The 14359-nt window shown below is 34.6% G+C and carries 9 protein-coding genes and 1 pseudogene; 6 read left to right on the top strand and 4 right to left on the bottom strand.

Annotated elements, in window-relative coordinates:
* Positions 1-374: 374 nt before the first annotated feature.
* Both ACYH0O_RS04300 and ACYH0O_RS04305 read left to right on the top strand, forming a co-directional pair.
* Entirely contained in the window at positions 375-2444 is a 2070-nt protein-coding gene (locus ACYH0O_RS04300) for an AAA family ATPase (RefSeq protein WP_482631305.1), read from the top strand.
* Positions 2429-4159, top strand: a complete 1731-nt coding sequence (locus ACYH0O_RS04305) for a UvrD-helicase domain-containing protein (protein WP_482631306.1) — start codon at positions 2429-2431, stop codon at positions 4157-4159. The genes ACYH0O_RS04300 and ACYH0O_RS04305 overlap by 16 nt, the downstream gene beginning before the upstream one ends.
* 219 nt (positions 4160-4378) lie before the next feature.
* Here ACYH0O_RS04305 and ACYH0O_RS04310 read toward each other — a convergent pair.
* Positions 4379-5414, bottom strand: a pseudogene (locus ACYH0O_RS04310) (type I restriction endonuclease); the annotation flags it as partial.
* 213 nt (positions 5415-5627) lie between these two features.
* Here ACYH0O_RS04310 and ACYH0O_RS04315 point away from each other — a divergent pair.
* Genes ACYH0O_RS04315 through ACYH0O_RS04325 form a run of 3 tightly spaced genes read left to right on the top strand, consistent with a single transcriptional unit; the run spans position 5628 to position 9638 of the window.
* On the top strand, positions 5628-6083 hold the full coding sequence (locus ACYH0O_RS04315; RefSeq protein WP_482631307.1) for a hypothetical protein: 456 nt from the start codon (positions 5628-5630) through the stop codon (positions 6081-6083).
* A 34-nt stretch (positions 6084-6117) separates the two neighbouring features.
* Positions 6118-8364 carry an McrB family protein gene (locus ACYH0O_RS04320; RefSeq protein WP_482631308.1) on the top strand — a complete coding sequence of 749 codons (2247 nt, stop codon included), beginning with the start codon at positions 6118-6120 and terminating at the stop codon, positions 8362-8364.
* Between the two features lie 2 nt (positions 8365-8366).
* Positions 8367-9638 (top strand): McrC family protein, encoded by a 1272-nt coding sequence (locus ACYH0O_RS04325; RefSeq protein ID WP_482631309.1) that lies wholly within the window; start codon positions 8367-8369, stop codon positions 9636-9638.
* A 315-nt stretch (positions 9639-9953) separates the two neighbouring features.
* On the opposite strand, the gene ACYH0O_RS04330 is transcribed toward ACYH0O_RS04325, so the two are convergent.
* A complete protein-coding gene (locus ACYH0O_RS04330) occupies positions 9954-10208 on the bottom strand; it encodes a helix-turn-helix domain-containing protein (RefSeq protein ID WP_482631310.1) in 255 nt (84 codons plus the stop codon).
* 271 nt (positions 10209-10479) lie between these two features.
* Between ACYH0O_RS04330 and ACYH0O_RS04335 the strand changes: the two genes are divergently transcribed.
* Positions 10480-10803 (top strand): nucleoside triphosphate pyrophosphohydrolase, encoded by a 324-nt coding sequence (locus ACYH0O_RS04335; protein ID WP_482631311.1) that lies wholly within the window; start codon positions 10480-10482, stop codon positions 10801-10803.
* A 454-nt stretch (positions 10804-11257) separates the two neighbouring features.
* Here the strand turns inward: ACYH0O_RS04335 and ACYH0O_RS04340 are convergent, their stop codons facing one another.
* Positions 11258-12910: a Sau3AI family type II restriction endonuclease gene (locus tag ACYH0O_RS04340; RefSeq protein ID WP_482631312.1), complete on the bottom strand. Its 1653-nt coding sequence runs from the start codon at positions 12908-12910 to the stop codon at positions 11258-11260.
* 764 nt (positions 12911-13674) lie between these two features.
* On the bottom strand, positions 13675-14121 hold the full coding sequence (locus ACYH0O_RS04345) for a hypothetical protein (RefSeq protein ID WP_482631313.1): 447 nt from the start codon (positions 14119-14121) through the stop codon (positions 13675-13677).
* Between the last annotated feature and the right edge of the window lie 238 nt (positions 14122-14359).

Here is a 14359-nt window from a genome sequence, read left to right on the forward strand (position 1 = left end):
AATACTATCATTCTGCATTGAAAAATAATTATGTAGCAGCCGCTGTATCTCTAATGACTTCAGAAAGCGGATCTGCATTATAAGATTACCCAAGATGAATCACCTACGTATTGGATAAATAGGTCTATTTAGGGAGGTTAGAGTAAAGAACAAAAATAGAATCACAATTCTTCGCGAGGGTGTCGAGATTAAAAATTCATCCACTCCCTCTCATGTTGAAGTTTTTAAGATGACATTTCACTAACTTTCACTAGGTATAAATAACTAAAATAATCTAAATCAATGATTACCTTCTAATTATATGGTATTTTTTTAAGTGTTATAAATATGTAATATTGGATATTTTTAGTATAACCAGAAAGTAGGGGAGTAAATTGGAAATTAAAAGCATACGTATTAAAAACTTCAGGAAAATTCTTAATGAAGTTAATTTAGATATGAATGAAGAAGTATTAATAGTTGGAAAAAACAACACCGGAAAAACTTCGATTTTTGAGTTATTTAGAAAATTTCTAACATCAGGAGTGAACTTCCAATTTGAAGACTTTAACAATAACTCTGTTACAAAACAAAAAATAAATAAAATTTATGAGGACTATAGAATATTAAAAGAACATGAGGATGAACAACAAAGAAATGATTTAATTAATAGTTTAGATGTGGATTTTCCTCAAGTAATTTTAGATATTGTAATTTCCACAAGTGCAGAAGATAATTTAGCAATGATTAGGGATATACTTTTTGAGTTCGATAAAAATCATGAAATCATATTAAGTTGTAGGTTTGAGGTTACTAATGTACAAAACCTTATGAAAGGGTTTGAAGAATATAATGAAAAAGTACGAAATTCGGGAGGATTGCAAAGTTTAGAATTTTATGACTATTTAAAAAGAGAACTTCATAATTACTATTCAATAAACTACTACTCTACTAAGGAGCAAAGTGAGGGTGATTACCCTGTAGAATCTAATTTTGTTAAAAATCTATTCAATATTGGGATAATTAACGCACAAAGAGAAGTTGATGATACCTTAGAACATAGTAAGCAGAATATTTCTAATGCAGTATGGTATTTCTATCAGAATATAATTAAAGATGTTGAAGATATTCATCATGAAGATACCTATAGACAATCAATTACATATATAAGAGATAGTTTAAATGAAAGCTACAAAGACATTTTTAAACAATTAATTACAGAGGTCAATGAAAATATATTAAGTAGTAATTCTAAGCATCAAATAGAAATATCTTCCGAAATAAACATTAATGACATCCTTAAGAACAATTCTAAAGTTAAATACACATTAGAAGAACATGTCTTACCAGAAGCTTATAACGGGCTTGGGTACAGCAATATGCTTTTTATATTTATTCAAATAATCACTTATAAATACAAAGTTAATAAAGAAAACAAACTATTTAATTTATTATTTATTGAAGAACCTGAGTCCCATTTACACCCCCAAATGCAATCAACATTTTTGAGGAAAATCGAAGGTATATTAGAAAATGATAATAAGGTATATAGAGTTATTACAACTCATTCTTCATACATATTACAAAATGCAAATGTATTAAGCATTAGATACTTTCTTGATAATGGGGAAATTTCCTCTATTAAAAATCTAAGTTCATTTTTTCAGGATGAAAGATTTTCAAATTTAAAAACTTTTATTCAGCAGTATTTTAAAATTAATACTTGTGATCTTTTCTTTGCTGATAAAGCTTTACTAGTTGAGGGTAATGTGGAAAGGATGTTAATGCCGATTTTAATCGAGAAATTTGATAACGTGGAAGGTTCCAATTTATCAAAACAGCATTTAACTACTATAGAAGTAGGTGGAGCATATGCTCATCTATTTTATGAATTGTTAGATTTTTTGGAAATTAAATCACTTATTATAACAGATATTGATTCAGTAAGCGGGAGCCATAACAATAAGTGTAAATGCGATATATCTCAAGAAGCTAATGAGTTATCTGAATTAACTATTAAAACTTCAAATGCTGTAATCAAAAATTGGTTTGGTAAAACAGGGGAAAAATTTTATATTAAAGATTTAATAGATAATTATTATTCTAATGAAAATTTAATTAAAACTAGCGCTTCAGATGAAGAAAAGGAAGCAAGGATGATTACTTTTCAAACTCCGATTGAAGGAAAACTTCTATGGGGAAGAACGTTCGAAGAACAATTTATTATTGAAAATGGAGAAATACTTATAAGTTACATTGAAAAAGGTGATCTTAAGTCACTCAGTGAGCCAATTAGAAAAGCCGGACTTGATTTGCGAAATTTGAGTGTAGACATAATTTCAGAAAATGCTTTCGAAATTGTTTCCAAGATTGAGAAAACTAACTTTGCTCTTGAATTATTAGAATTTGAAGGTTGGTACCTACCTAAATATATTGTGGAGGGTTTTAAATGGCTCGAGAGGTAAATTATGAGATTAAACAATGTATTGAAGAGGATAATAATTTTATTCTCGAAGCTGGAGCTGGTGCAGGAAAAACTTATACCCTTATGCAAACTATCAAATTGTTACAAGAAAACTTTATTAGCTGGAAAGACAAAAAACAAAATATTCTATGTATCACTTTTACAAATGTAGCAAAGGAAGAGATCATTAGTAGACTGAAAAGTATGGACAGTATACAGGTTAAGACAATGCATGAGTTTTTATGGAGTTACATAAAGCAGTATCAAAAAGAATTAAAGAAAATAGTATATCAGTTAATACAAATAGAAAATGATAAAATTAGCGAAAAAATTTCACGCATTGAAAAATTGTTAGTTAATCCTAGATCAAATACTAATGTTAAGGAAAAAGAGAAGGAACTAGAACATTATAAGAATAAAAAGGAAAAATATAGTGATATAAACCTTACTGGATTAAATATTACATATCAAAATTTTAGGGCTATTCATAAGGGTATAATTAGCCATGATGATTTAATATTTATTACTGAACAGCTGCTTCAAAACGAAGTCTTTACGAAAATTTTTATAGATACTTTTACACATATATTTATTGATGAGTTTCAAGATACAGATAGTCGGATTCTTGCAAGACTGTTTGAAAGTCAAGAAGCATTTAAAGGAGATTCATATTTTTTAATCGGTTTGTTTGGAGATAATAAACAAAAAATTTATTCAAGCAAAAATTTTGAAATTGACTATGAAAGGTTTAATATCAAGGTAATATCTAAAATTGAAAATTTTAGAACCTGTGAAAAGATTATTAAAGCAAATAATCAACTTAGGGGAGATGGGTTTCTTCAAGAGCCAGGTAATACAGAAATAAAATTTGAAAGGTTAGATTTTATTTATAATAGTAGTAACGATTACTATTTGAAGGACTTTATTAAGGATGATATAAACTGCTATAAACGTTTATTCCTAAGTCATAATGAGATAGCAAGGGAAAACGGATTTGAAAATATCTCTTCAATCTTTAATGTAGCATACAACAGATTTGCTAACGATAAATTGTTAAAAGAAGATGATAGAGATTACTTTATTAAGTATGTTTTGGATGAAATAATGTTTATTTTGTACAGTTTTTATAATCAAAATTATAAGGCGATAATACAGAAATATAAATCCTATCATTTTACTGCAAATGACTTGGAAAATATACAAGATAAAATTAAAGAGTTGTTAAGGGAGGTGGATACCACCTCATTAGAAAAAGTTATGGAAACATTCAAAGAATTGAAGCTAATAAACGTGAAAGAATATGAAAAGATAATAAATTTTTATGAATCAGCTGACGAAAACCAAAACCCCTTTATTAGATCTTTATTAGAAATAAACATCAATGAATACTTAGCACTAAACCTACAAGTGAGAAAAATGACAGATACTGAAACGATGCATGGGGTAAAGGGAGAAGAATATAAAAAAGTGATAGTAAATATTAGAGAAGCACAAAAGTGGAGCACCTATGACTTTGATGGATTATTATTAAATGCAAACTTGGATAGACCTTCGATTTATAATGCTCATAAATTGTTTTATGTTGCTTGTACAAGAGCGAAATGTGCTTTAGTAATAAATTATATAGTTCAAGGTGAAAATGAAAATAAAAAAGAACTATTAAATAATATTAAAAAATTATTTGGCGAAGAAATAAACATAGTAGAATACTCGTGACTATATTTGCGAAATTTTAGTGCCGCCCCTGGTGCGTTAAAGTTTTATCGATTAGATGAGTTGAAGGATTGGTTTATACTTCCTGAAGAAGAAAGGTAACAAAAAAAGAGGGGGATGGATAGCGGATGGCTTCTTAAGGGCCAAATATCTCCCCTCGTTTTTAACATCGTTTACTTTTAACCGACTCAAACTGCCCAGCCACCGCCAAAATCTCCTCTTATAATCCAAAATATCATTCACCGAGTCTATTTTAATATTTGTGCGTTTTCCATCATTCAGCTGGATGTTTTTAATTGCCCCGTTAAACCTAGTCTGCATATCCATTTTCTGATGTTGTCATCCAATAACACATTGAAATAGCTTCTGTTGTCTCGATAGAAAACCCTTGATGGATCCACTACTTTTTTGAGAATCAGCTTTATCAGAACGCAACCTTCAATTTCTTCTTCGGTTGTTTCAATCTCCACATTTGAGTCTGCAGATACCTTTTCCTTATCTGCCTCATTCTCTGGATCAGTAGCAGAGGCATCTAAATTCTCACTAGAAGAGTTCAACGCTTTCTATAATTTGTCATTCACTTTTTCATTTACATACTGCTGCAGAGATTGTTTTACCAGATCCCTAAAATTATCAATGACTTTCTTCGTTTTCATCCCTTGGTACACGTCATTGATGACTACTTTGATGAACTCTTCAAAAGGTTCATCCCACTTTTGATGGAGGTATTGCTTAATTTCTCCTGTGTACTTGAGTTCGGAGGCAGTGTTAAGGACATTTGCGATATTGAAGCCATTCTTTCTAAACTTGGCTATTTTAAAGATATCTGCATCTTTTAAGTTCAGCATGTCAATGACAAAGAACGGTTTCTCATCGATCTTGTTTTGTTCTTCTAAATCTGTGAAGAACTTGTATTCAATGCCGTTCGTCAAGATGGCAAACTTTGCTTTTTTTGTTCCGAAGTATCTAAATAACTGTGAATTATGTTTGGTCAGGACTCGTCTACACTTTTCGCTTCAATAAAAATGACGGGTTCATTATTCTGCATGATGGCATAATCAATCTTCTCACCCTTTTTGATGTCCACGTCCGCTATGTATTCAGGCACCAACTCTTCGGGGTTGAAAATATCGTAGCCTAGAATTTGAATCAAGGGCATAATCAACGATGTTTTCGTCGCTTCTTCCGTATGGATATTTACTCTTATTCTTTCGATGCGGTTGGTTAGGTTCTTTATTTGCTGCTTGAATTCATCCAATATAGTTCACCTCTATAATGTTGGATTTTATTACCATAAACATATGTGCCAAAGCTTAAATTTATTAAGCTTTTATAATAATCTGCACTATAATGGAAGAAGACCATGGCGTTTGTATTGAGAATCTAGTAAAAGTACCTTTTTCATTTTTTAATAGGGTCAATTATTAAACTTAGAGAGAGACCAATCATATTAGTGAGGGGAGAGTCTATCATGACCAATTTCCAAAGAATAAACTCCAAAAGCAATGCCCACGCAGGAAGGGAATTCGAGGATATGGCATATAACTATTTTCGAGACCTGGGTTATAATGTGCAGAAATCCGTAAGTGTTCCGTGTGGGATAGAAGATATCAAAAAGAACCATGTCTTTGACTTGGGATGCGTGCATGAAGGAGAAAACTTGATAGTCGAATGTAAGTCGCACAAATGGACGAACGGAGGGAATGTGCCGAGTGCGAAGATGACGGTCTGGAATGAGGCGATGTACTATTTCCTGGCAGCACCAGAAGGCTACCGCAAAATATTCTTTGTGTTGAAGGATTATTGTGATAGAAGGGGAATGACGTTAGCGGAGTATTATAAGAAGACTCATCAACATCTCATTTCGAAGGATGTTGAGATTTGGGAGTACTGCACGGATACAGAAACCGTTGAAAAAATCCATTAACCTATAAAAATTCACCGAAAGCAGGGGAAACGAAATGGAAAGAATTCACCAGATCATCAATACATACAAAGGTTTGACGTTAGAACAGGTTATGACGAATTACAAAGAAGTTTTTGATGCGCAATACACAGAAACTAACCGTTGGCACAAGTCGTATGAACAGAGGGTCTCGGATGCCAATTGGGATGATGAACGAAAGGAAACCTTCATAAGGGTTTTCAGAAAAATCCGGGGAGATGAAAAGTTCACAGGTGAAGATGTTGGAGATCTAGACACCTTCACGGGAGCCATTGATACGATTGTGATGACGAACAATATGATTAATAATTTCAAATCAAACAAGCTGGACATGGTTGCGTTATTTAATGAGATGAAGGCTGAAGATGATTACCGCACCATTCGGGATGGTTTTGAAATGCCGGAAAAGCTGCGGGGCCATTTTGTACATCTATATTCGGTTGTGAAGAATATTCAGGATCCAAGTAATTATGTGGTGGCCTATAAATTCGAGCGCAGCATCAACCAGCTTATTTTTGGAAAAAGATCTGGGGATGCTTACATCGATCTTCTGGAGACGTACCGGAATTTTGATAAAGTTGGGGAAAAGGATGATTTGCGCTTTTATGTGTATACGGGTGTCATCCTGAAGTTGATCGTCAATGACCTCAATGAACTGAATCCGCCGCTTAAGCAGGCAGAGTTCAAAATGTTGAATAAGCTGATTTTCCAATTTGCCAGCCGCAGTGAATCGCTGAAGTTGAACTGCTCCCTTCTGTCATTCCAATCGTCCGGTTCCATTTCTTCATTAGAAACGAAACTTGAACGGGGTGGTTCCGTCATCGGCAGGATACGGACAGATGCCATTAATTTGAAGACATTGAGGCACTTAGATCAAGCAAGCTTATTTATCTGTGACCAGTCGAAAAAGGAAATCGAATGGATAGCGGAAATTGAACGGATTTACTTTAGGGAAGAAGAAGTGCCCACTCATGGGGAGAAAATCGATCTTCAAGCTTCCGGTTCTAAGGGCGAATTGGTCTGGCTAGAAATAGGCAAGGTAACAAAACTACCCCAGAGAAGGATGCTCGACCAAGTGAAGCCGGTCCATGAAACGAAAACGTCTAAGCTGCCTCAGCATGGGCTACATCTAGTATTTTCAGATCGTCACACGTTCCAAAGTGAGGACAAGCAGATTGATCCTGCGCCGGAAAAGGCTGCATCTTATATTGAAAATGAGGAACTAACCTTCAATCTCAATACGATTCTATTCGGGCCGCCAGGAACAGGGAAAACGTATCAAGTATCCACCCGTTCACTTGAAATTCTCTACAATAAGACCGCAGATGAAATGGACGGGATTAAGGTGAAAGAGGCGTATAAACAGTTTCAGCATAAAGGTCAAATCCGCTTTGTGACATTTCACCAATCGTATGCCTATGAGGATTTCATTGAAGGCTTGCGCTCGGATGGAAAAGCCTTCGTCCCGAAAGATGGAGTATTGAAACAAATCGTCATCGATGCCCTTCATGCCGGATTACCGAAGCCCCTGAATCAGTTGGATTACGACGGACGAAAAGCAAGGGTGATGAAGGCGCTCGAAACGAATGAGCGGTTCGACTTCCGCCTGGCCGACCGCTTTGTCATGATCATCGATGAAATCAACCGGGCGAATATCTCGAAAGTCTTCGGGGAACTAATCACGTTGCTTGAAGAAGATAAACGATTGAACACAGAGAATGAAACTCGGGTGAAGCTGCCATATTCAGGCGAAACATTCGTGCTGCCGCCAAACCTTTATTTGATTGGAACGATGAACACAGCCGACCAATCGATTGCACTGCTGGATACAGCCTTACGCAGAAGGTTCGGTTTTGAGGAAATCGGACCGCAGCCGTCACTGCTTGAACCGATTGATGACATCGACATGCCGACACTGCTTCATCGGATTAACCAGCGGATCGAGGTGCTCTACAGCCGCAACCATATGATCGGCCATGCCTACTTGATGAATGTCAGCACAGTGGATGAACTGATTGCAACGATGCAAAACAAGATCATCCCATTGCTTAAAGAGTACTTCTATGATGACTGGGAGAAGATTGGCCTCGTTCTCGGCGGAATCGGAAATAATGAAAATGATGCCTACATCGTCTACCAGGAGCAAGTCGATGTCCAAGCATTATTTAATCGTGCATCCACCTATACACCGGTAGATTTCCCACCCAAATACCGCGTCAAAGAAAACATCACGGTGGAAGATCTCAAAGGAATCTATGAATAATCATGAAAAATCTGACGTTAAGAGAAGCATATGATTGGCTTTATGTAGATGAATATTCGCCAAATGGAGTGACACTTGAAGAATGGGAAAACCTGCTTCACTTCATGGGAGAGAAATATAGCGGAGAGAATGTTCTTGAGCTCGGAATCAGGAAGCTGCGCTTCATCAACCTTGTCGGCATCATCCAATTGAAAACGGTGAGGATCGAAATCCTGCCGAAGATCTCTCTTCATCATCAGGACGAGTCTGTAAACCGGCGTGTTCTTCTCAATATGCTGAACATGACGAAACAGCTACCGGTGCAACTGCATGACCGCACGCTGAGTCAATTTGAAAAAGTGGACCTTTCACACCTCCTTGCCCATTTGTTTGTGACCGAATTGTACAAAGCATTGAAGCGCGGCATATACAGAGGATATGAACAGAAGCAGGGAAATCTCCCTCACTTAAAGGGAAGATTGATGATTTCACCACATCTTAGCAAAAATTCCAATCACTCGATCCATGCGTTTTGTGAATATGATAAGTTGTCACCGAATGTCAATTTGAATCAATTATTAAAAGCGGCCTTGAAAGTGGTACAACCGATTATTCAACAGAACACTATTAGAACCCAGTCCATGATGATTTATGAACTATTTGATGAAGTGGATGACCGAAGTAAAGATAAAAACATGCTGGAAAACATCCAAATAAATCGACAGAATCAGCACTATGAAGACGTATTACAGCTGGCTGTAGCCATCCTGCAATCCACATCCATGACGACCGGCTTCAATCAACAGGCTGCCTTTTCCTTTTTGTTCAAAATGAATGACCTGTTTGAAGGATATGTCGGTGAATGCCTTAAAAGGGTCATAGCTCCGACAGGATATAAGTTAGATCTGCAACACAAAGAGAAAAGGCTGCTAATCAATGTCCATTCAGGGAGAAGCAATATCTCCCTGAAGCCGGATTTTGTCATATCGAAAAACGAAGCTGACGGACCCATACCCATTCTCGTACTTGATACCAAATGGAAAAGCATCTTCCACGGTACCCAGATGACTTATAATCAAGCGGACCTGTATCAAATGTATGCCTACGTTACTGCATATAAGAGTGCAGAAAGATGTATTCTCCTGTATCCAAAAGTACAAGAGGAATTCACGCCGCCGAAGTGGCAGGTACCGGATGTTTTCCCGGAGAAGTATATTGAGATTGGGATGGTAAGGTTGAATCGGGTGGAGAATACGGTAGCGGATTTAGACGAGATTCTCACAATATATGTATGAAAACGTGGTAGGGGGAGATTAGATAGTAACATGTTTTGGAATCTGTACAATGACATGTGAAGTTAGATGTCTATAGAAAAGAAAGCAGCAGTTTACTAGCGCCGTAAGCTGCTGCTTTCTTTTTTAGCTTCCTTAATAACTTCCTTCACATCAGCTCCTCTGTAAACAGTCGTCCTTCTATTATGATCGGTAAAATAAATCTCCCCATATTCCTGTTCACGGGTAAAGCCGAGAATCATAAAGTTGTAGGTTTGCTTTTCTTTGAATAGAATCAATTCTTTTTTATTGGTGTAAATCCCCCCATATAAAAGTTAATCACTGGTCTTCTGAAGGCATATCCATATGTACATCTATAAGAAGCTGATCTATACTGATTTTTCCTTTTTTTAAAATTTTCGAAAGGGTTCTGCATGTAGGTGATCTTTCTCCATGCTCAATTCTTCCGACTCCTTTTTCAGATAGACCAATTGTCTCAGCAAACTCTGCCTGAGTCATTCCGAGTTCAAGTCTTCTCCGTTTTAAATGTTCTCCAACAAGGTCCTCAAAGGTCCTATCTTTGTTGTTTTCCAAAGGTTTCGCCCCTTTTTTACCCATTATCAAATCGAGGGAAAACGGCTACCGCGCACATATGGTCCTTTTATTCCTTAATATGTAAAAAAACATAAAGTTTTTTTTGACCCAAAACTACTTATAGGAATCTTTCCTTGTTGTTTCGCTAATAAATGATAGAAGTCCGCCTGGAAAATTAGCCAGAAAAGTGAATGGTTTTTACCTTTAATTCATTGACTCCCTATTAAAATGTTAAAATATAGATATATTACAAAAACAGGAGGTCATTAATATGCCGACCTATAACAAGTTAGTCCGAGATAAAATCCCCCAAATCATTCAAAGTGAAGGTAAGAAGTTTTCAGCCAAGGTACTGAACGATGAAGACTACATAAAGTATTTGAAAGTAAAGGCTTATGAGGAACTGGATGAGTTCTGTGCTGCTGAAACGGCTGGTGAAGCAGTGGAAGAGCTTGCTGATTTGTTGGAGGTTATCAGAGCTTTGGCGAAGCAGCATGGATCTTCTATAGAGCAAGTGGAAGCAGTACGGATAGAGAAGGCTGAGAAGCGTGGGGGATTTGAGAAGAAGGTGTTTCTGAATGGGGTAGAGGATTGATTCAATTTAATTTGTAACTTATTTAATATGTATGAAAAAATAATAACTGACTAAGCAAAGTGGAAACCGATGAACAGCTTTGAAGGAAACGAGGGGGCGGTTCTCTTACTTCTGATTGATTGTGTCGGGGGAGATGGGATATATCGTCTCGGCTAAGAACAATTAGAATACCATCAATTGAAATTTCACATTTTCTAAGATTTTTAACCAGTAGAGAATTATAAAAAATGCATCAGCTTATTGACTTGAGCTGATGCTTTCTCTCTTTGCTATCTTAATAACTTCTTTCACATCTGAACCCCTATAAACAGAAGTTCGTCTATTTTCATCAGTAAAATAAATTTCTCCGTATTCGTTTGCACGGGTAAATCCGATAATCATAAAATTGTACGTTTGCTTTTCTTTAAATAATATTAGTTCTTGTCTTTTAATGATAATCCCTCCAATTAATACTTTACAACAACCCCTTGATTTGTTCATAAATATAATCTTTACTTAACCACCAAGCTTGTTTGGTCATATAATCATCTGTAAAATTTTCTTTTTCATTTTCTGGCCGATTTATCCATTTAGCTGGACTGGGCAATTTCCTTGCGTTATTCATTAATTTCTTTTCAGGAATCCCTTTGACTACCACGTTTTTATAGTACTTTGTTTTATATTGAGCTACTTGGGCATCTGGACGAAGATGTAAGATAGCTTCAAGAGAAGGTTTAATGAAGTTATTTTTCACTTTAATTTCACCCTTGTCACTTTTTGAAAAAGTTAATTCAACCCCATTCTTTATTTTTCTTACTTCCGTTTCCCAAATATTCCTTACGGTCCCATCCAAATCGGTAATTGGCATATTCCAAAAGGTAGCGCCTTTAAAAATAATTTTCTCACGGTTAGCTTCGTAAGACTTTCCATCCTTTTTCTTTTTATTGAAATCATTAAAGACAAGGAGTAGAAATTTTTTTCTTTCTAAGAAATCATTTACTGAGGATTCTTCCCAAGACTCGTTAACTAGATTAATAAACGAAGGAATTCCCATGAATTTAAAATGTTCTTTTGGTTTACCATTCCTTAATGTAACCGTTTTTAAGCTAATATCTGCTTTTTTAATTTCTTCTGATGTAACTTCATCTGTAGTGGTTGGCAGATTTAGAATACCACGTATTATCATATTGTTAATATTTTTTTGTGGTTGGTTTTTTCCTATTTTGATTCCAAGTTTTTGTATTAATTCATTTTGGTTCATACCGTAATAGGGTTTGAACCTTGACAAAATTATTTCCTCCAAAGTTTTCGTTTTTAGTTCACTAACATCTTTCACAATACTTACGATTGCATCGGTGTGGTCTTTACCAATAATATGATTATTAATAAGTTCGTTAATGAATTTTGCTTTAAATGAATATGCTCTAGGTTTCGCAGGGACGTTTGAATTCTTTTGTTTTGTAAAAACTGCACTAGTTGTTGATTTTGTACAAGCTCCTAGATAGTTTGTAATCCCTTCAGATATTTGTTCAGCTTTACTGGAGTTTATGAGTTTGGATATTTTATTCCAGTCTTGCTTGATGATTTCTAAATCTTTTTCAGGGATTTTTATTACAGTATCTTTAGGGAAATTAAATTCTTCTAACTCTGTCATTGTAAGAAGGTTAGCATATGAAACTCGAAATTTTGTCTTATCCTCAATCATTTCTCCACTAGAAATCTTTTTCTTATCCGCTACATCACGTCTATAATATTGAATTAATTCAATTAGTTTATTCTTATGCCAGAATGAACTTTGTTCAAATGAATTACCAAATTCATTTTGGTAATTAATCTTATTTAAAACTAGTCTTTCCCCAGCAATGATTTTTGTGATTTTTTTCTTATTGATTATTTTTGTTTGTTTATCAATTGGAGTGACCTTTAATTCTACACCAGCTTCTGGAAAGTCTGGTTCTGCATTATTATCCGCAGGATGGTCAAACCAGATTTGTTCTATTACATTACCTGGATAAGATTTATTATTTATATTCAAGGTTCTTTTAACATCAATTTCTCCCAGGGACTTTCCAATCGCTTCCAATGCTCGTTTATGTACTTTCTCTTTGGTATTATAAACACTACTCAAACTAATCTACCTCTCTTACAAAATTAACAATAAATGTTATATATAGTATATCAATGATTCTAATAACGTGGTAGCTAAGCTTTGATAATCTTTATATAAGAATTAGTATTTGATTTTTCATGCTTTTTTTAAAGAATTCTCTCTTCTTACAACCATTTTTTGGGGAGAATAACTTCACGAACTGCATGATGAATTATAATAAATGATATTAAATAGGGGGAGAGTTACAAGAAAAAATCCAAAAGGGAAGACTATTTATATTATTACATCATTCTCGCTGAAGTGACCTGTAAGTATTGCTGCAGCGAAAGGAGCAGATATTAAAATACTCGCGGGTGCTTAATTGTATTTCAATCAGCCCGATGCCCTGATTAGTTAAATGTCGATCTACCCCATCAATAGTAGTTCGGTTAGGGAAGAGTAATAGTTAGTTTTCAGCGAAAAGCAAATCTATTGAAGCGGCTTATACCTTTCGTTAGTAGAACAGTTCAAATTAATATTTGCTATCTTCATTTACTACTCATCGATTTCTTCTAATTCTGGAAATAAAATATGGTCAATATGTTCTGAAGATGCAATATAAGAAGTTAAATTGAAAATCCTGTTAGCAATTGAATCATATGTCTCCTCATGGATAGAAAGAGGATTTTGATGTCTTTGGTCCCACACCTCATCAGTACCTGAGTATAATAACTTCAAATCTACTATAGGAACTTTACTTAATATATCCAATATATAATCAATGATATCTTCATAGAAAAATCCTAAGTGAGAGTCGTAACCCTCTTGTATAATACACAAAATTCATCCCAATAACTTTGATTCTTATAATCTTCAATACCGGTTATACCGCAGGGGATGGACATTATGTGTTCTAATATTTGTTGAATATAAATGTCATAGATATCATCCGAGTGTAAAGATAGGAGGGTAAGCACTTTTTTATTTGCTAGTTCAATTATTCTATTTGGAATTTCTTGTAAAATAGAATCCTCTTTTGCATATACAGCTTTTCGACTTATTCCCATTGAAAGTAAAGTAAGTTCTTTTATTGGCGTTCTTTCAAGAATAGTATAAGTCATTCTAAAAAGGTGATTTTGAAAAAGTTCATAAAAGTTTTCTTCATACATAAGGATAAAAGTGAGTTCTGCAAAAATATTATCAAAATAAATACCGTAGGATTGGTAACTAAGACCATATGACAGTTTCATTTTTTATGCTAAAAAAGTTCATCACATAATAACTCTAGTTTTTCTTCCATAAAATCATTTAAGAATTCATCTACTTTGTTTATCATATAAAATATTCACCACGTTTGTAGTGTATTAATTCTTCCAACCACTAAAAAAGCAGTTTATAACATTTTACCAAATATTACATATATTTGGCGTGTAATATTTATATGGGATATTGAATATGCAAAGTAACTATATCAATCCCTGTTAAATA

The organism is Rossellomorea sp. H136 (assembly GCF_056838065.1).

Excerpts from the sequence above, each read along its gene's own strand:
- ACYH0O_RS04335 (WP_482631311.1), top strand. The coding sequence starts at position 10,480 with ATGCCGACCTATAACAAGTTAGTCCGAGATAAAATCCCCCAAATCATT.
- ACYH0O_RS04315 (WP_482631307.1), top strand. The coding sequence starts at position 5,628 with ATGACCAATTTCCAAAGAATAAACTCCAAAAGCAATGCCCACGCAGGA.
- ACYH0O_RS04320 (WP_482631308.1), top strand. The coding sequence starts at position 6,118 with ATGGAAAGAATTCACCAGATCATCAATACATACAAAGGTTTGACGTTA.
- ACYH0O_RS04325 (WP_482631309.1), top strand. The coding sequence starts at position 8,367 with ATGAAAAATCTGACGTTAAGAGAAGCATATGATTGGCTTTATGTAGAT.
- ACYH0O_RS04345 (WP_482631313.1), bottom strand. The coding sequence starts at position 14,121 with ATGAAACTGTCATATGGTCTTAGTTACCAATCCTACGGTATTTATTTT.
- ACYH0O_RS04305 (WP_482631306.1), top strand. The coding sequence starts at position 2,429 with ATGGCTCGAGAGGTAAATTATGAGATTAAACAATGTATTGAAGAGGAT.